The sequence below is a fragment of the Microbacterium sp. cf046 genome, assembly GCF_900114345.1.
Taxonomy (GTDB): Bacteria; Actinomycetota; Actinomycetes; order Actinomycetales; family Microbacteriaceae; genus Microbacterium.
Genome location: NZ_FOZJ01000001.1, coordinates 1034267 through 1049693 on the forward strand (window position 1 = coordinate 1034267; position 15427 = coordinate 1049693).

At 67.0% G+C, this 15427-nt stretch carries 26 protein-coding genes; all 26 read left to right on the forward strand.

Annotation, left to right across the window (positions count from 1 at the left end; genetic code table 11):
• The first annotated feature begins 52 nt into the window (after nucleotides 1-52).
• The 26 genes from BM349_RS04680 (at nucleotide 53) to BM349_RS04805 (ending at nucleotide 15311) form a co-directional block, all read left to right on the forward strand.
• Nucleotides 53-268, forward strand: coding sequence for a hypothetical protein (locus tag BM349_RS04680; protein WP_091704949.1), 216 nt, complete (start codon nucleotides 53-55; stop codon nucleotides 266-268).
• Nucleotides 269-769: 501 nt separating this feature from the next.
• The gene (rpsJ, locus tag BM349_RS04685; protein WP_091703640.1) at nucleotides 770-1078 is read left to right on the forward strand and encodes a 30S ribosomal protein S10; all 309 of its coding nucleotides are present in this window, start codon (nucleotides 770-772) and stop codon (nucleotides 1076-1078) included.
• An 8-nt stretch (nucleotides 1079-1086) separates the two neighbouring features.
• A complete protein-coding gene (gene rplC / locus BM349_RS04690; protein WP_091703645.1) occupies nucleotides 1087-1746 on the forward strand; it encodes a 50S ribosomal protein L3 in 660 nt (219 codons plus the stop codon).
• A 4-nt stretch (nucleotides 1747-1750) separates the two neighbouring features.
• Nucleotides 1751-2413 (forward strand): 50S ribosomal protein L4, encoded by a 663-nt coding sequence (gene rplD, locus BM349_RS04695; protein ID WP_091703649.1) that lies wholly within the window; start codon nucleotides 1751-1753, stop codon nucleotides 2411-2413.
• Nucleotides 2410-2721, forward strand: a complete 312-nt coding sequence (rplW, locus tag BM349_RS04700) for a 50S ribosomal protein L23 (RefSeq protein ID WP_091703654.1) — start codon at nucleotides 2410-2412, stop codon at nucleotides 2719-2721. The genes rplD and rplW overlap by 4 nt, the downstream gene beginning before the upstream one ends.
• A gap of 26 nt (nucleotides 2722-2747) precedes the next feature.
• Nucleotides 2748-3587, forward strand: a complete 840-nt coding sequence (gene rplB / locus BM349_RS04705) for a 50S ribosomal protein L2 (protein ID WP_091703658.1) — start codon at nucleotides 2748-2750, stop codon at nucleotides 3585-3587.
• A 12-nt stretch (nucleotides 3588-3599) separates the two neighbouring features.
• Complete coding sequence (rpsS, locus tag BM349_RS04710) at nucleotides 3600-3881, forward strand: 30S ribosomal protein S19 (protein ID WP_091703661.1); 282 nt, start codon at nucleotides 3600-3602, stop codon at nucleotides 3879-3881.
• Nucleotides 3882-3902: 21 nt separating this feature from the next.
• A complete protein-coding gene (rplV, locus tag BM349_RS04715) occupies nucleotides 3903-4301 on the forward strand; it encodes a 50S ribosomal protein L22 (protein ID WP_091703665.1) in 399 nt (132 codons plus the stop codon).
• Nucleotides 4301-5062, forward strand: coding sequence for a 30S ribosomal protein S3 (gene rpsC / locus BM349_RS04720; protein ID WP_091703669.1), 762 nt, complete (start codon nucleotides 4301-4303; stop codon nucleotides 5060-5062). Before rplV ends, rpsC begins: the two co-directional genes overlap by 1 nt.
• On the forward strand, nucleotides 5062-5481 hold the full coding sequence (gene rplP, locus BM349_RS04725; RefSeq protein WP_005050509.1) for a 50S ribosomal protein L16: 420 nt from the start codon (nucleotides 5062-5064) through the stop codon (nucleotides 5479-5481). The genes rpsC and rplP overlap by 1 nt, the downstream gene beginning before the upstream one ends.
• On the forward strand, nucleotides 5481-5795 hold the full coding sequence (rpmC, locus tag BM349_RS19020) for a 50S ribosomal protein L29 (RefSeq protein ID WP_091703674.1): 315 nt from the start codon (nucleotides 5481-5483) through the stop codon (nucleotides 5793-5795). Before rplP ends, rpmC begins: the two co-directional genes overlap by 1 nt.
• Nucleotides 5795-6193 (forward strand): 30S ribosomal protein S17, encoded by a 399-nt coding sequence (gene rpsQ / locus BM349_RS19025; protein WP_175525189.1) that lies wholly within the window; start codon nucleotides 5795-5797, stop codon nucleotides 6191-6193. Before rpmC ends, rpsQ begins: the two co-directional genes overlap by 1 nt.
• A 33-nt stretch (nucleotides 6194-6226) precedes the next feature.
• On the forward strand, nucleotides 6227-6595 hold the full coding sequence (gene rplN, locus BM349_RS04740; RefSeq protein ID WP_091703678.1) for a 50S ribosomal protein L14: 369 nt from the start codon (nucleotides 6227-6229) through the stop codon (nucleotides 6593-6595).
• Between the two features lie 2 nt (nucleotides 6596-6597).
• The gene (gene rplX, locus BM349_RS04745; protein WP_091703681.1) at nucleotides 6598-6957 is read left to right on the forward strand and encodes a 50S ribosomal protein L24; all 360 of its coding nucleotides are present in this window, start codon (nucleotides 6598-6600) and stop codon (nucleotides 6955-6957) included.
• Nucleotides 6957-7544, forward strand: a complete 588-nt coding sequence (rplE, locus tag BM349_RS04750) for a 50S ribosomal protein L5 (RefSeq protein WP_091703685.1) — start codon at nucleotides 6957-6959, stop codon at nucleotides 7542-7544. Before rplX ends, rplE begins: the two co-directional genes overlap by 1 nt.
• 68 nt (nucleotides 7545-7612) lie before the next feature.
• On the forward strand, nucleotides 7613-8011 hold the full coding sequence (gene rpsH, locus BM349_RS04755) for a 30S ribosomal protein S8 (protein ID WP_091703689.1): 399 nt from the start codon (nucleotides 7613-7615) through the stop codon (nucleotides 8009-8011).
• A gap of 6 nt (nucleotides 8012-8017) precedes the next feature.
• A complete protein-coding gene (gene rplF, locus BM349_RS04760; RefSeq protein ID WP_091703695.1) occupies nucleotides 8018-8554 on the forward strand; it encodes a 50S ribosomal protein L6 in 537 nt (178 codons plus the stop codon).
• A 2-nt stretch (nucleotides 8555-8556) separates the two neighbouring features.
• Nucleotides 8557-8916, forward strand: a complete 360-nt coding sequence (gene rplR / locus BM349_RS04765) for a 50S ribosomal protein L18 (protein WP_091703698.1) — start codon at nucleotides 8557-8559, stop codon at nucleotides 8914-8916.
• Between the two features lie 35 nt (nucleotides 8917-8951).
• Nucleotides 8952-9605: a 30S ribosomal protein S5 gene (gene rpsE, locus BM349_RS04770; protein ID WP_302848248.1), complete on the forward strand. Its 654-nt coding sequence runs from the start codon at nucleotides 8952-8954 to the stop codon at nucleotides 9603-9605.
• Complete coding sequence (gene rpmD, locus BM349_RS04775; RefSeq protein ID WP_039402995.1) at nucleotides 9605-9790, forward strand: 50S ribosomal protein L30; 186 nt, start codon at nucleotides 9605-9607, stop codon at nucleotides 9788-9790. The genes rpsE and rpmD overlap by 1 nt, the downstream gene beginning before the upstream one ends.
• On the forward strand, nucleotides 9790-10461 hold the full coding sequence (rplO, locus tag BM349_RS18850; protein ID WP_091703706.1) for a 50S ribosomal protein L15: 672 nt from the start codon (nucleotides 9790-9792) through the stop codon (nucleotides 10459-10461). The genes rpmD and rplO overlap by 1 nt, the downstream gene beginning before the upstream one ends.
• A 101-nt stretch (nucleotides 10462-10562) precedes the next feature.
• The gene (secY, locus tag BM349_RS04785; RefSeq protein ID WP_091704957.1) at nucleotides 10563-11885 is read left to right on the forward strand and encodes a preprotein translocase subunit SecY; all 1323 of its coding nucleotides are present in this window, start codon (nucleotides 10563-10565) and stop codon (nucleotides 11883-11885) included.
• Nucleotides 11882-12490 (forward strand): adenylate kinase, encoded by a 609-nt coding sequence (locus tag BM349_RS04790; RefSeq protein WP_091703710.1) that lies wholly within the window; start codon nucleotides 11882-11884, stop codon nucleotides 12488-12490. Before secY ends, BM349_RS04790 begins: the two co-directional genes overlap by 4 nt.
• Nucleotides 12491-12508: 18 nt before the next feature.
• A complete protein-coding gene (gene map / locus BM349_RS04795; protein ID WP_302848246.1) occupies nucleotides 12509-13354 on the forward strand; it encodes a type I methionyl aminopeptidase in 846 nt (281 codons plus the stop codon).
• An 8-nt stretch (nucleotides 13355-13362) separates the two neighbouring features.
• Nucleotides 13363-14052 (forward strand): DsbA family protein, encoded by a 690-nt coding sequence (locus BM349_RS04800; protein ID WP_091703717.1) that lies wholly within the window; start codon nucleotides 13363-13365, stop codon nucleotides 14050-14052.
• 275 nt (nucleotides 14053-14327) lie between these two features.
• Nucleotides 14328-15311: a hypothetical protein gene (locus BM349_RS04805; protein WP_139230883.1), complete on the forward strand. Its 984-nt coding sequence runs from the start codon at nucleotides 14328-14330 to the stop codon at nucleotides 15309-15311.
• Nucleotides 15312-15427: the final 116 nt, after the last annotated feature.

Consider the following 15427-nt stretch of genomic DNA (forward strand, 5'->3'; position numbering starts at 1 on the left):
GTTCGCCAGACTGATCGGGCGATACACGCACACGCAATCGAAGGGGATGACCATGGGCATCGAAGACCTCGTGAATCAGGGCAAGGACTTCCTGGATCAGAACAAGGACAAGATCGGCGAGGCGCTCAAGAGCGAGCAGGCGGAGGGTGTCAGCGACGGCGCGCTGGATGCCGCAGCGGACTTCGTGAAGAAGGTCGCACCGGCGGACGCGCACGCGACGGTGGACGACGTCCGCGACAACGTCGACAAGAGCATCGGGAACGAGTAGTCCCGCTTCCGCGCCGGCGCCCGGGTCCACGCGACCGGGCGCCGGCGCTGTGCTGTCGGGCCGGTGAACCCCCGGATGGATGCCGATCGGCCGGGCTCCGCTGGGAGGGTGCTGGGCGCGACACGCCCGAGTTTGCGACACGCCCGGGCGACACGTAGACTAGTGAGGTTCCACATTCCGGCGGGCGCTTCGCGGTGCCCCCGGATCACTGCCAGGGCAGTGCATAGGCGGCGCTCACGCGCAGGGTCCTAGGCCGCAGGCAGCAGAGCGCAACTTCCCACACCAGCAGCCCCGGAAACGGGCGTGCGCATCCGTGCGCGACGAGGGTGTCGGAGCCGGAGGCGGCAGTCCCCGGTTTGACAGCAGAACAGTGGTGCAGCATCACCGCGGCAACGCGGGTATGCGAAGTGCCAAGGGCGAGGGAAGAACCCTCCCACGCCCCCGTGCGTCCAATGCGGTTCGAAACGAACACGTATGACGCGGAAAGAGAGAGAGCAGACAATGGCGGGACAGAAGATCCGCATTCGCCTGAAGTCGTATGATCACGCCGGCCTCGATTCGTCGGCCCGCAAGATCGTCGACACCGTGACCCGTGCCGGTGCGACCGTCGTGGGCCCCGTGCCCCTTCCGACCGAGAAGAACGTCATCTGCGTCATCCGGTCGCCGCACAAGTACAAGGACAGCCGCGAGCACTTCGAGATGCGCACCCACAAGCGTCTGATCGACATCATCGACCCGACGCCCAAGGCCGTCGATTCGCTGATGCGCCTTGACCTGCCGGCTGACGTCAACATCGAGATCAAGCTCTAGGACTCGCCATGGCAGACATCAACTCCAAGATTTCGAAGGGGATGCTGGGCACCAAGCTCGGCATGACCCAGGTATGGAACGAGAGCGGCAAGCTCGTTCCCGTCACCGTCATCGAGCTCGCGCCGAACGTGGTCACCCAGGTTCGCACGCCCGAGCGTGACGGCTACAACGCGATCCAGATCGCCTACGGCCAGATCGACCCCCGCAAGGTCAACAAGCCGCAGACGGCCCACTTCGAGGCTGCCGGCGTGACCCCGCGCCGCCACCTCACCGAGGTGCGCACGGCGGATGCGGGCGACTACACGCTGGGCCAGGAGCTCACCGCTGAGGGCACGTTCGAGGCCGGCCAGCTGGTCGACGTCGTCGGCACCAGCAAGGGCAAGGGCTTCGCCGGTGTCATGAAGCGTCACAACTTCAAGGGCGTCTCGGCATCGCACGGTTCGCACCGCAACCACCGCAAGCCCGGCTCGATCGGCGCATCGTCGACTCCGAGCCGCGTCTTCAAGGGAATGCGCATGGCCGGCCGTATGGGTGGCGAGCGCGTGACCGTCCTGAACCTCACGGTGCACGCCGTCGACGCCGAGAAGGGTCTGCTGCTCGTCAAGGGCGCCGTCCCCGGTGCCCGTGGCCGCATCGTCTTCGTCCGCAACGCAGTGAAGGGGGCTTGAGTCCATGGCTGACCAGACTCTCGCGCTCGACGTGCGAAGCGCAGACGGCAAGAAGGCAGGCTCCGTCGAGCTGCCCGCCGCGCTCTTCGACGTCAAGACGAACATTCCGCTGATCCACCAGGTCGTCGTCGCGCAGCGCGCGGCGGCACGCCAGGGCACGCACTCGACCAAGCGTCGTGGCGAGGTCTCGGGTGCAGGCCGCAAGCCCTTCAAGCAGAAGGGCACCGGTAACGCCCGTCAGGGCTCGATCCGCGCGCCGCACATGACAGGTGGTGGCATCGTCCACGGACCGAAGCCGCGCGACTACGCGCAGCGCACCCCCAAGAAGATGATCGCGGCCGCCCTGCTGGGCGCGCTGAGCGATCGCGCGCGGGGCGAGCGCCTGCACGTCATCGAGTCCTTCGGCATCGAGGGCGCGCCTTCCACGAAGGCCGCCGCCGCGTACCTCGCCGACGTCGCCCAGACCAAGCGCGTGCTCGTGGTCATCGAGCGCAGCGACGAGATCACCGTCAAGAGCGTCCGCAACCTGAAGTACGTCCACGTGCTCCCGGTCGACCAGCTCAACGCCTACGACGTGCTCGTCTCCGACGACATCGTCTTCACCAAGGCCGCCTACGACGCGTTCATCGCGGCGAAGGCTTCCGCCACCGAGGAGGTCTCGGCATGACCACCCTGCAGACGGCCCTGAACAAGGACCCGCGCGACATCATCCTCAAGCCGGTCGTTTCGGAGAAGAGCTACGGGCTCATCGACGAGGGCAAGTACACGTTCCTCGTGGACCCCCGCGCGACCAAGACCGAGATCAAGCTCGCGATCGAGAAGATCTTCGGCGTGAAGGTGGCTGCGGTCAACACGATCAACCGCGTCGGCAAGGCGCGTCGCACGCGCTTCGGCGCCGGCAAGCGCAAGGACACCAAGCGCGCGATCGTGACGCTCAAGTCGGGCACCATCGACATCTTCACGGCCGTCGGCTGACGACCGGGACGAAGGACTAGAGAACAATGGCAATTCGCAAGTACAAGCCCACGACTCCGGGTCGCCGCGGCTCGTCGGTGGCGGACTTCGCTGAGATCACCCGATCGACGCCCGAGAAGTCGCTCCTCCGCCCGCTGTCCAAGACCGGTGGTCGCAACAACCAGGGTCGCATCACCACCCGCCACATCGGCGGTGGCCACAAGCGCCAGTACCGCGTGATCGACTTCCGTCGCAACGACAAGGACGGCATCGACGCGAAGGTCGCTCACATCGAGTACGACCCGAACCGCACCGCGCGCATCGCGCTGCTGCACTACGCGGACGGCGAGAAGCGCTACATCATCGCGCCGAACAAGCTGTCGCAGGGCGACATCGTCGAGTCGGGTCCGTCCGCGGACATCAAGCCCGGCAACAACCTGCCGCTGCGCAACATCCCGACCGGTACCGTCATCCACGCGATCGAGCTCCGCCCCGGTGGCGGCGCGAAGATGGCCCGTTCGGCCGGCGCCGGTGTGCGCCTGGTCGCCAAGGACGGCCCGTACGCCCAGCTGCGTCTCCCCTCGGGCGAGATCCGCAACGTGGACGCGCGCTGCCGCGCCACGATCGGCGAGGTCGGCAACGCCGAGCAGTCGAACATCAACTGGGGCAAGGCCGGCCGCAACCGCTGGAAGGGCATCCGCCCGACCGTCCGCGGTGTCGCGATGAACCCGGTCGACCACCCGCACGGTGGTGGCGAGGGCAAGACGTCCGGTGGACGTCACCCGGTGACGCCGTGGGGCCAGAAGGAAGGCCGCACGCGTCACGCCAACAAGGAAAGCGACAAGTACATCGTCCGTCGTCGCAACGCCGGCAAGAAGCGCAAGTAGGAGTAGAGGAAGATGCCACGCAGTCTTAAGAAGGGCCCCTTCGTCGACGAGCACCTGCTCCGCAAGGTCGTCGTTCAGAACGAAGCCGGTACCAAGAACGTGATCAAGACCTGGTCGCGTCGCAGCATGATCGTTCCGGCCATGCTCGGCCACACGATCGCCGTCCATGACGGTCGCAAGCACATCCCTGTGTTCGTGTCCGAGACCATGGTCGGCCACAAACTGGGCGAATTCGCGCCCACCCGCACCTTCCGCGGCCACGAGAAGGACGACAAGAAGGGCCGTCGCCGCTAGGCGACTGAGGAGGAGAGAGAAATGGTGGAGTCCATCGCACGTGTGCGACACATCCGCGTGACCCCTCAGAAGGCTCGTCGTGTCGTCGCCCTCATCAAGGGCAAGCAGGCCCAGGAGGCCCTCGCCATCCTGAAGTTCGCGCCGCAGAGCGCGAGCGAGCCGATCTACAAGCTGGTTGCAGCTGCGATCGCGAACGCTCGTGTCAAGGCCGACAAGGACAGCGAGTACCTGGACGAGCAGGACCTGTACGTGGCGAACGCGTACGTGGACGAGGGGACGACGCTCAAGCGTTTCCAGCCCCGCGCCCAGGGTCGCGCGTTCCAGATCAAGAAGCGCACGAGCCACATCACGGTCGTGCTCGCAACGCCTGAGGTGGCCGACGCCGCCCCGGCAGCCAAGACCAAGAAGGCGAGCAAGTAATGGGCCAGAAGGTAAACCCGTACGGCTTCCGCCTCGGCATCACCACCGACCACGTGTCGCGCTGGTTCTCCGACTCGACGAAGCCCGGACAGCGCTACGCCGACTACGTGGCCGAGGACATCAAGATCCGCAAGCTCCTGCAGTCGAGCCTCGACCGCGCGGGCGTCAGCAACATCGAGATCGAGCGCACGCGCGACCGCGTCCGCGTCGACATCCACACCGCCCGCCCGGGCATCGTGATCGGTCGCCGCGGCGCCGAGGCCGAGCGCATCCGCACCGACCTCGAGAAGCTCACCGGCAAGCAGATCCAGTTGAACATCCTCGAGGTCAAGAACCCCGAGGCCGACGCTCAGCTGGTCGCCCAGGGCATCGCCGAGCAGCTCTCCGCCCGCGTGGCATTCCGCCGCGCGATGCGCAAGGGTCTGCAGGGTGCTCAGCGCGCCGGCGCCAAGGGCGTCCGCATCCAGGTCTCCGGCCGCCTCGGCGGCGCCGAGATGAGCCGTTCGGAGTTCTACCGCGAAGGCCGTGTGCCCCTGCACACCCTGCGCGCGAACATCGACTACGGCTTCTACGAGGCTAAGACCACCTTCGGCCGCATCGGCGTGAAGGTCTGGATCTACAAGGGCGACCTCACCGCCAAGGAACTCGCTCGCGAGCAGGCCAACGCTCCGAAGGCACCCCGTGGTCGCGATGACCGCGGTGGCGACCGTCGCCGTGGCCCGCGCAACGATGCCCCCGTCGCAGAAGGAGCGTCTGCCTGATGCTTATCCCCCGCAAGGTCAAGTACCGCAAGCAGCACCACCCCGGCCGCTCGGGTCAGGCCACCGGTGGCACGAAGGTGTCGTTCGGTGAGTTCGGCATCCAGGCGATCACGCCCGCTTACGTGACCAACCGTCAGATCGAGTCCGCTCGCATCGCGATGACGCGTCACATCAAGCGCGGTGGAAAGGTGTGGATCAACATCTACCCCGACCGTCCGCTGACCAAGAAGCCCGCCGAGACCCGCATGGGTTCCGGTAAGGGTTCGCCCGAGTGGTGGGTCGCGAACGTCAAGCCGGGTCGCGTCCTCTTCGAGGTCGCCGGCGTCAACGAGCAGCTCGCTCGTGAGGCCCTGACCCGTGCCATTCACAAGCTGCCCCTGAAGGCACGCATCATCAAGCGCGAGGAGGGCGACGCGTAATGGCGATCGGCACCAAGCAGCTCGCTCCGAGCGAGCTCGACACGTTCGAAGACCAGCGCCTCGTCGAGGAGCTGCGCAAGGCCAAGGAAGAGCTGTTCAACCTGCGCTTCCAGTCGGCCACCGGCCAGCTCGAGAGCCACGGTCGCATCCGCGCCGTCAAGCGCGACATCGCGCGGCTCTACACCGTGATCCGTGAGCGCGAGCTCGGCATCCGTGCCACTCCCGCTCCCGTTGAGGTCGCGACGAAGGCGAAGAAGACGAAGGCCAAGAAGGCGGATGCCGCCGACGAGGCCGTGAAGGAAGAGGCCGAGTAATGGCTGAGACCACTGAGAAGAAGCCGGCTGCGCCCAAGAAGGCCGCCGCCCCGAAGAAGGCCGCCGCCAAGGCTGAGGCCGTCGTCGAGGCGCCCGTCGAGGCGAAGGGTCACGAGTCGTCCGCGCACGACGTGCGCGACGCCGACGCCCGTGGCTACCGCAAGGCCCGCCGCGGCTACGTGACCAGCGACAAGATGGACAAGACCATCGTCGTCGAGGTCGAGGACCGCGTGAAGCACCCGCTGTACGGCAAGGTCATCCGCCGCACATCGAAGGTCAAGGCGCACGACGAGAGCAACTCGGCCGGCATCGGCGACCTCGTCCTCATCAACGAGACCCGCCCGCTGAGCGCCACCAAGCGCTGGCGCCTGGTCGAGATCCTCGAGAAGGCCAAGTAGGCCCCGGCCTGCTTGGAACCCAAGGAGTAAGACATGATTCAGCAGGAATCCCGAGTCAAGGTTGCCGACAACACCGGCGCCAAGGTGCTGCTCACCATCCGCGTGCTCGGCGGCTCGAAGCGCCGCTACGCCGGTCTCGGTGACACCATCGTCGCGACCGTCAAGGACGCGATCCCCGGTGGCAACGTGAAGAAGGGCGATGTGGTCAAGGCCGTCATCGTCCGCACCGTCAAGTCCACGCGCCGTCCCGACGGCTCGTACATCAAGTTCGACGAGAACGCCGCCGTCATCCTGAAGAACGACGGGGAGCCCCGCGGCACCCGCATCTTCGGACCGGTCGGTCGCGAGCTTCGTGACAAGAAGTTCATGAAGATCGTCTCGCTGGCGCCGGAGGTCATTTAGTCATGGCGAAGATCAAGAAGGGTGACCTGGTTCAGGTCATCGCGGGCTCCAAGCCCGAGCGCGGCGGAGACCGCGGCAAGCAGGGCAAGGTCCTCGAGGTCCTCGCCGAGCAGAACCGCGTCATCGTCGAGGGCGTGAATTACGTCACGAAGCACAACCGCGTGGGCCAGACCCAGCGCGGCACCAAGACGGGCGGCATCGAGACCTTCGAGGCCCCCATCCACATCTCCAACGTCGCCGTCGTCGACCCCTCGACCAAGAAGCCGACCCGTGTCGGCCACCGGATCCAGGAGCAGACGAAGGACGGCGTGAAGCGCACCGTCCGCGTGCGCTACGCGAAGAAGTCAGGCAAGGACCTCTGATGAGCACCACCACTGCCGCGCCGGCTGGCAAGATCCAGCCGCGCCTGAAGCAGAAGTACCAGTCCGAGATCGCGAAAGCGCTCCAGGACGAGTTCGGCTACGTGAACGTCAACCAGATCCCCCGGATCGTCAAGGTCGTCGTGAACACCGGTGTCGGCGAGGCAGCTCGCGACAGCAAGGTGATCGATGGCGCGGTCGATGACCTCACCAAGATCACCGGCCAGAAGCCGGTCGTCACGAAGGCGCGCAAGTCGATCGCCCAGTTCAAGCTCCGCGAGGGCCAGGCCATCGGCGCGCACGTCACGCTCCGTGGCGACCGCGCCTGGGAGTTCCTGGACCGTCTCGTCTCGCTCGCGCTGCCCCGCATCCGCGACTTCCGCGGCCTGTCGCCGAAGCAGTTCGACGGCACGGGCAACTACACGTTCGGTCTGCAGGAGCAGTCGGTGTTCCACGAGATCGACCAGGACAAGATCGATCGCGTCCGCGGTTTCGACATCACCGTGGTCACCACGGCGAAGACGGATGCCGAGGGCCGCGCGCTTCTGCGCGGACTGGGCTTCCCGTTCCGCACCGAAGAGAACGCATAACAGAACGTCATAGCAGGTCGGCTGTCGTGTAACGGCAGTCGAAACCGAATGAACAAAGGAAACAACTCATGACAATGACAGACCCGGTCGCAGACATGCTGACCCGTCTGCGCAACGCGAACTCGGCGCACCACGACTCCGTGTCGCTGCCCAGCTCCAAGCTCAAGACCCACATCGCCGAGATCCTCAAGCGCGAGGGCTACATCGCTTCCTGGAAGGTCGAGGAGGCCCGCGTGGGCCAGACCCTCACCCTCGAGCTGAAGTACGGCCCGAACCGCGAGCGGTCCATCGCCGGCATCAAGCGCGTCTCCAAGCCCGGCCTGCGCGTGTACGCGAAGTCGACCGAGATCCCCACGGTCCTCGGTGGCCTCGGCGTCGCCATCCTGTCCACCTCCTCCGGTCTTCTCACCGACCGCCAGGCTGAGCAGAAGGGCGTGGGTGGGGAAGTCCTCGCCTACGTGTGGTGACCTGACATGTCGCGTATTGGACGTCTTCCGATCGACATCCCCGCGGACGTGACCATCACGGTCGACGGCCAGGATGTCGCAGTCAAGGGCCCGAAGGGTGAGCTCGCGCTCACCGTCTCGCGCCCCATCGAGGTCAAGATCGAGGAAGGTCAGGTCGTCGTCAGCCGTCCCGACGACGAGCGCGAGTCGCGCTCGCTCCACGGACTGACCCGCACCCTGATCAACAACAACATCATCGGCGTCACGCAGGGCTACACGAAGGGCCTCGAGGTCGTCGGCACCGGTTACCGCGTCGCTCAGAAGGGCGGCTCGATCGAGTTCGCCCTCGGCTTCTCGCACCCCGTGCTCGTCGAGCCGCCCGCCGGCATCACGTTCACGGTCGAGGGCAACAACAAGGTCACCGTGGCCGGCATCGACAAGCAGGCCGTCGGTGAGGCCGCTGCGAACATCCGCAAGATCCGCAAGCCCGAGCCCTACAAGGGCAAGGGTGTGCGTTACGCCGGCGAGGTCGTTCGGCGCAAGGCCGGAAAGGCTGGTAAGTAACCATGGCTGTGAAGTCGAAGACAGACGCACGTTCGCGTCGTCACGCCCGCCTTCGCAAGAAGGTCGTCGGCACCGAGCTGCGTCCGCGGCTCGTCGTCACCCGCTCGGCGCGCCACGTGTTCGTCCAGGTCGTCGACGATGCCAAGGGTCACACCGTGGCATCGGCATCCACCCTCGAAGCGGACCTGCGTTCGTTCGACGGTGACAAGACCGCCAAGGCGCACAAGGTCGGCGAGCTCGTCGCCGAGCGCGCGAAGGCCGCCGGCATCGAGGATGTCGTGTTCGACCGCGGTGGCAACCGCTACGCGGGCCGTGTCGCGGCGATCGCCGACGGCGCCCGCGAAGGGGGACTGAACCTGTGAGTGAAATCAAGGAGACCGAAGTGGCAGTGGATGCCGTGCAGACCGCGCCCGAGGCGACGGCTGCAACCGAGGCGGCGCCCGAGCGCGAGCGCGAGCCCCGCCGTGGCGGCCGTGAGCGCAACCCGAACCGCGACCGCGGTTCGCGTGACGCAGACAAGAGCCAGTTCCTGGAGCGCGTCGTGACGATCAACCGCGTCTCGAAGGTCGTCAAGGGCGGTCGCCGCTTCAGCTTCACGGCCCTCGTGGTCGTGGGCGACGGCAACGGCGTCGTGGGCGTCGGCTACGGAAAGGCTCGTGAGGTTCCCCTCGCGATCTCGAAGGGTGTCGAAGAGGCCAAGCGCAACTTCTTCCGCGTGCCCCGCGTCGGCGTGACCATCCCGCACCCCGTGCAGGGTGAGGCCGCCGCCGGTGTGGTGCTGCTGCGCCCCGCCGCTGCCGGTACCGGTGTCATCGCGGGCGGTCCCGTGCGTGCCGTGCTCGAATGCGCCGGCATCCACGACGTCCTGTCGAAGTCGCTCGGCTCGTCGAACACGATCAACATCGTGCATGCGACCGTCGCGGCCCTGAAGCAGCTCGAGGAGCCCCGTGCGGTCGCCGCGCGTCGCGGACTCGAGTTCGACCAGGTCGCCCCCGCCCGTCTCGTTCGTGCGGAGGCCGACGCCGCCGCTGCTGCGAAGGTAGGTGCCTGATGGCCGCCCGACTGAAGGTCACACAGACGAAGTCCAAGGTGAGCGAGAAGCAGAACCAGCGTGACACGCTGCGCAGCCTCGGTCTGAAGCGGATCGGCGACTCGGTCGTCCGTCCCGACGACGCGCAGACGCGCGGATACGTCAAGACCGTCGCCCACCTCGTGAAGGTTGAGGAGATCGACTAATGGCCGACAAGGCTGAGAAGGCGACCGAAGAGGTCGTCGAGAAGAAGGCACCGGCGAAGAAGGCTCCGGCCAAGGCCGCCGCCGCCAAGGCGCCCGCCGCCAAGAAGGCTCCGGCCAAGGCTTCCGCAGCCAAGGCCGACTCTGCCGACAAGGCGGAGAAGGCTCCGGCCAAGGCCGCCGCGAAGGCTCCGGCCAAGAAGGCCGCGCCGAAGGCGGATGCTGCGGCAACGCGTCCCGGCGTCCTGAAGGTGCACCACCTGCGTCCCGTCCCGGGCGCCAACACCGCCAAGACCCGCGTGGGTCGCGGTGAGGGCTCCAAGGGCAAGACCGCCGGTCGTGGCACCAAGGGTCAGAAGGCCCGCTACCAGGTCAAGGCCGGCTTCGAGGGCGGGCAGATGCCCCTCCACATGCGCACCCCCAAGCTGCGCGGGTTCAAGAACCCGTTCCGCGTGGAGTACCAGGTGGTCAACCTCGAGAAGCTCGCCGAGCTCTACCCGAAGGGCGGCGACGTCACCGTCGTCGACCTCGTCGCCAAGGGCGCCGTTCGCAAGAACGAGAAGGTCAAGGTGCTCGGCACCGGCGACATCGATGTGAAGCTCACCGTGGCGGTCGACAAGGTCTCGGGTTCCGCCGAGCAGAAGATCGTCGCCGCGGGCGGATCCGTCAAGTAGTCACACCCAGCGGGGGTCGGAGCATGCTCCGACCCCCGCTGAGTTACCCTGGAGGTTGATGCGCCCCGTTGCGCGTCGGCATCCCCTCTGGAGGCATCCTCTTGTTCAGCGCCATCGCGCGGGTCTTCCGTACACCCGACCTTCGTCGGAAGATCGCATTCACTCTGGCGATCATCGCCCTGTATCGCCTCGGCGCGCACATCCCCGCGCCCTTCGTCGACTTCCCCAACGTGCAGTCCTGCCTCAAGCAGAGCGCCGGCACCGAGGGACTCCTGTCGCTGGTCAACCTGTTCTCAGGTGGCGCGCTGCTGCAGCTGTCGATCTTCGCCCTCGGCGTCATGCCGTACATCACGGCGACGATCATCGTGCAGCTGCTGCGCGTCGTGATCCCGCACTTCGAGACCCTCTACAAGGAGGGTCAGGCAGGTCAGTCGCGGCTGACGCAGTACACCCGCTACCTGACGATCGCACTCGCGCTGCTGCAGTCGACGACGCTCGTCACCGTCGCCCGCAGCGGTCAACTGTTCGGCACCACCGGCATCCCGGAGTGCGAGCAGCTGCTCACCAACGACGTGTGGTGGGCGCAGCTGCTGATGATCATCACGCTGACCGCCGGCACCGGCCTCATCATGTGGTTCGCCGAGCTCGTCACCGAGAAGGGCATCGGCAACGGAATGTCGATCCTGATCTTCACCTCGATCGCGGCGGCCTTCCCCGCGTCGATGTGGGCGATCTGGCAGACCAAGGGCTTCGAGGTCTTCCTCCTCGTGCTCGGCGTCGGCATCCTGGTGGTGGCCCTGGTGGTCTTCGTCGAGCAGTCGCAGCGACGCATCCCGGTGCAGTACGCGAAGCGGATGGTCGGCCGGCGCACATACGGCGGCACCAACACCTACATCCCGATCAAGGTCAACATGGCCGGCGTGGTGCCCGTCATCTTCGCCTCGTCGCTGCTGTACATCCCCGCCCTCATCGCGCAGTTCAACCAGCCGCAGGCAGGCCAGGACGCGCCGGGCTGGGTCGCGTGGGTCTCGCAGTACCTCACCAAGGGCGATCACCCGCTCTACATGTTCATCTACTTCCTCCTGATCGTGGGCTTCACGTACTTCTACGTCGCCATCACGTTCAACCCGGTCGAGGTCGCCGACAACATGAAGAAGTACGGCGGCTTCATCCCCGGCATCCGTGCGGGTCGTCCCACCGCGGAGTACCTCGACTACGTGCTCACCCGCATCACGCTGGCCGGTGCGCTGTACCTGGGCTTCATCGCCCTGCTGCCGCTCATCGCCCTCGCGGCGGTCGGCGCCAACCAGAACTTCCCGTTCGGCGGCGCCTCGATCCTGATCATCGTCGGTGTCGGACTCGAGACCGTGAAGCAGATCGACGCCCAGCTGCAGCAGCGTCACTACGAAGGACTCCTGCGATGACCGCGGTGCAGAGTGCGCGGCTGCTGATCGTCGGGCCCCAGGGCTCCGGCAAGGGAACGCAGGGGATCCGGATTGCCGACGCGTTCGGCGTCCCGGCGATCTCGACCGGCGACATGTTCCGCGCGGCGGTCGCCAGCGGCTCCGATCTCGGCACCCAGGTCACCGCGATCATCCAGGCAGGCGACCTCGTCCCCGACGAGCTGACCAGCGCCGTCGTGGCCGACCGTCTTTCGCAGCCGGATGCCGCGAGCGGCTTCCTGCTCGACGGCTACCCCCGCAACCTCGGCCAGGTCGCCGATCTCGACGCGTTCCTCACCGGCCGTGGCGAGGAGCTCGACGCGGTCATCGAACTCGTCGTCCCGCGCGAGGAGAGCATCGAGCGTCTCACGCAGCGTGCCGCCGAGCAGGGGCGTGCGGACGACACCGAGCAGGTCATCGCGAACCGCCTGGCGATCTACGAGCGCGAGACCGCGCCGATCCTCGACGTGTACCGCGGACGCGGCATCGTCGACGAGATCGACGGCGTGGGCACGCTCGATGAGATCACCGACCGGGTCATCGCCGCGCTCGAGCGGCGCGGCCTGATGCGCTCCGCCGCTGCCTGACGTGGCGGAGTCCGTTTCGTGAGTCCTCTGCTTCCGGGGCGTCGGTCGATCTACAAGACGCCCGCTCAGCTGAGGGCGATGGTCGAGCCCGGATTGATCACGGCCGCCGCGCTCGACGCGGTGCGCCGGCTGATCGCCCCGGGTGTCACCACGCTCGAGCTGGACGAGGCGGCATCCGCGGTCATCGTCGGTCGAGGGGCGAAGTCGAACTTCCAGATGGTGCGCGGATACCGGCACACGATCTGCGCGTCGGTGAACGAGCAGGTCGTGCACGGCATCCCGTCCTCGCGCGCGCTGGAGCCGGGCGACATCGTCTCGATCGACGCCGGAGCCGAGTTCGAGGGCTGGAACGGCGACTCCGCGTTCACGGTGGTGGTGCCCGATGACGCGCGGCCCGACGTCGTCGCGGAGCGCACCGAGCTGTCGCGGGTGACCGAAGGGTCGCTCTGGGCCGGAATCGCGGCGCTTGCCACCGCCCGGCACCTCGGCCAGGTCGGAACGGCCGTGCAGGACTACATCGACGGGGCGGGCCACGGGTACGGCATCCTGCGCGAGTACGTCGGTCACGGCATCGGCCGCAAGATGCACGAGTCGCCGTCGGTCTTCAACTACCGGGTCGCCGACCCGGGTGCCGAAGTGCGCCCCGGACTCGCGGTCGCGATCGAGCCGATGGTCGTGATCGGCGATCAGGCCACGTTCGTCGAGGACGACGACTGGACCGTCTCGACCATCGACGGCACAGCCGGCTCACATTGGGAACATAGCGTCGCCGTGCATGATGGCGGTATCTGGGTGCTGACGGCGCCCGACGGCGGCGCCGCGGGTCTTGCACCCTTCGGTGTCACTCCGCGCGAGATCGGATAGGAAACGTGATGGCTGCCACTGCGCGCAAGACGAATTGGTTCGCGATCTGGGTGAGCGTCGCGGTGGTCGTCGTTCTCGTGCTGGTCGCCGCCCTCGTGGTCTGGATGAACAACAGCGCGAGCAACCCCGCGCCCGGGCCGACGCCGGAGGCCGCGAACATCAACGTCGAGACCGGCGCGATCGTGGTCGGCGACGGCGAGAACACGATGGACACGTACATCGACTTCATGTGCCCGGTGTGCAACCAGTTCGAGCAGCTCTACGGCGAGGCGATCAGCGGCCTGGTGGACGACGGCACGATCACCCTCAACATCCACCCGATCTCGATCCTCGACCGAGCCTCATCGGGCACGGAGTACTCGACGCGCGCAGCGAACGCGATGTACTGCGTCGCCGCAGCCGACGGTGCCGCCGCCGTGCCGTTCATGCAGGCGATGTTCGCCAACCAGCCCGAGGAGGGCTCGACCGGTCTGACGAACGAGCAGATCCTCGCGATCGCCGCGGGCGTGGGCGTGACCGAGATCGACTCGTGCGTCAACGACGGCGAGTACTCGTCGTATGTGACCACGATGACCGACAAGACGCCGATCGCGCCCGGCGCGAGCGGCATCGGCACGCCGACGATCGCGATCAACGGCGAGGTCATCGCGAACTCGACCCTGCCCGAGCCCGCGGATCTGGCGAGCCTCTTCGAGTAGCGGTCACGGGTTCCGGATGCCGCAGCCGCGGCATCCGCCGGTCGTGGGCCCGCTGGCTAGCTGGGTCGTTGGGTCGTTCCTCGGCGAAACCACCCCTTCTCGTCGAAACCACGCGCCTAGGTCGCGCCATTTGAGGTGGGCTCGACGAAAAGAGGTGGTTTCGTCCGCAGAGCGGGGTGCGCGAGAACCTCTCCACAGGCCGATGCGCCGCGCGCCGGATTCACAGATCCGAGGATCGGATGCCGCGCGCTCCGCACGGCCACGACCATGGCCGCGTGCGCATCGACGAAACCCGAACCAAGATCCTCACACGGCACGAGCTCCTCGCGAGCGGAATCAGGGAATCTCAACTCAAGCGCAGCCTTCGAGACGGTCGGCTGCGGCGACTTCACACCGGAGCATTCGTGACGCGGCAGGACTGGGAGTCTGCGCGCGCCGAGGAGCGGCATCTGCTCGCGGTGCTCGCCGCGGACAGGGCCCGCAAGGGCGGCGATGTGGTGTTCTCGCACGCCTCGGCGGCTGTCGCGTGGGGGCTGCCCCTGTTTCGCATGCCACCGAGTCCTGTGCACACGAGCGGCCCCCGCACGGATGGAGTCGTTCGTCCGAAGGCGGGCCTCGCGCACCATGCCGTGGCCGTCGACGACGAGGATCGTGTCGTCATCGCCGGCCTGCCGTGCACGTCTCTCGAGCGGACGGTCTACGACATGATCCGCACACAGTCGAAGGAGGCGGCGGTTGCGCTGGCTGATGCGGCCATGCGGCTGGTCGCCGCGGGTTCCCGCCGAGGGAGATACGACGACGATGCCGCCGACGCTTGGCGCGCCAGCCTGCTCGGGCGGATCGCGCGTTCGGTCGGCGCGCGAGGCATCCGTCAGGCACGATGGCTCGCAAGGTTCGCGGATGGTCGCGCGGAACTGCCGGGCGAGAGCGTGAGTCGCCTCTACCTCGTTGAGTTGGGGTTCGCTGCGCCCCGCCTGCAGGTTCCCTTCGACGGACCGAATGGTGAGCAATGGCTGATCGATTTCGGGCTCGATGACGTCGGGGCGTGGGGGGAGTTCGACGGGGTCGGCAAGTACACCGATCCAGACCTGCTCGATGGCCGAACCCCCGATCAGGCGATCATGCGTGAGAAGCATCGTGAGGACTGGATCCGCGGTCGGTCGCAGCGCCGATTCGTCCGCTGGGGGATGCAACACGTGGCGACCGCGGAGGCCCTCGGGTCGCGGCTGTCCTCGTTCGGCATCCTGCCGACGCGTTGAGAGACCGACGCCACCGCGTCGAAACCACCCCTGCTCGTCGAAACCACCCCAATCAGTCGAACAATCGTGGGTGGATTCGGCGAAAAGGGGTGGTTTCGCCCCGAAAGGGGAGAGGG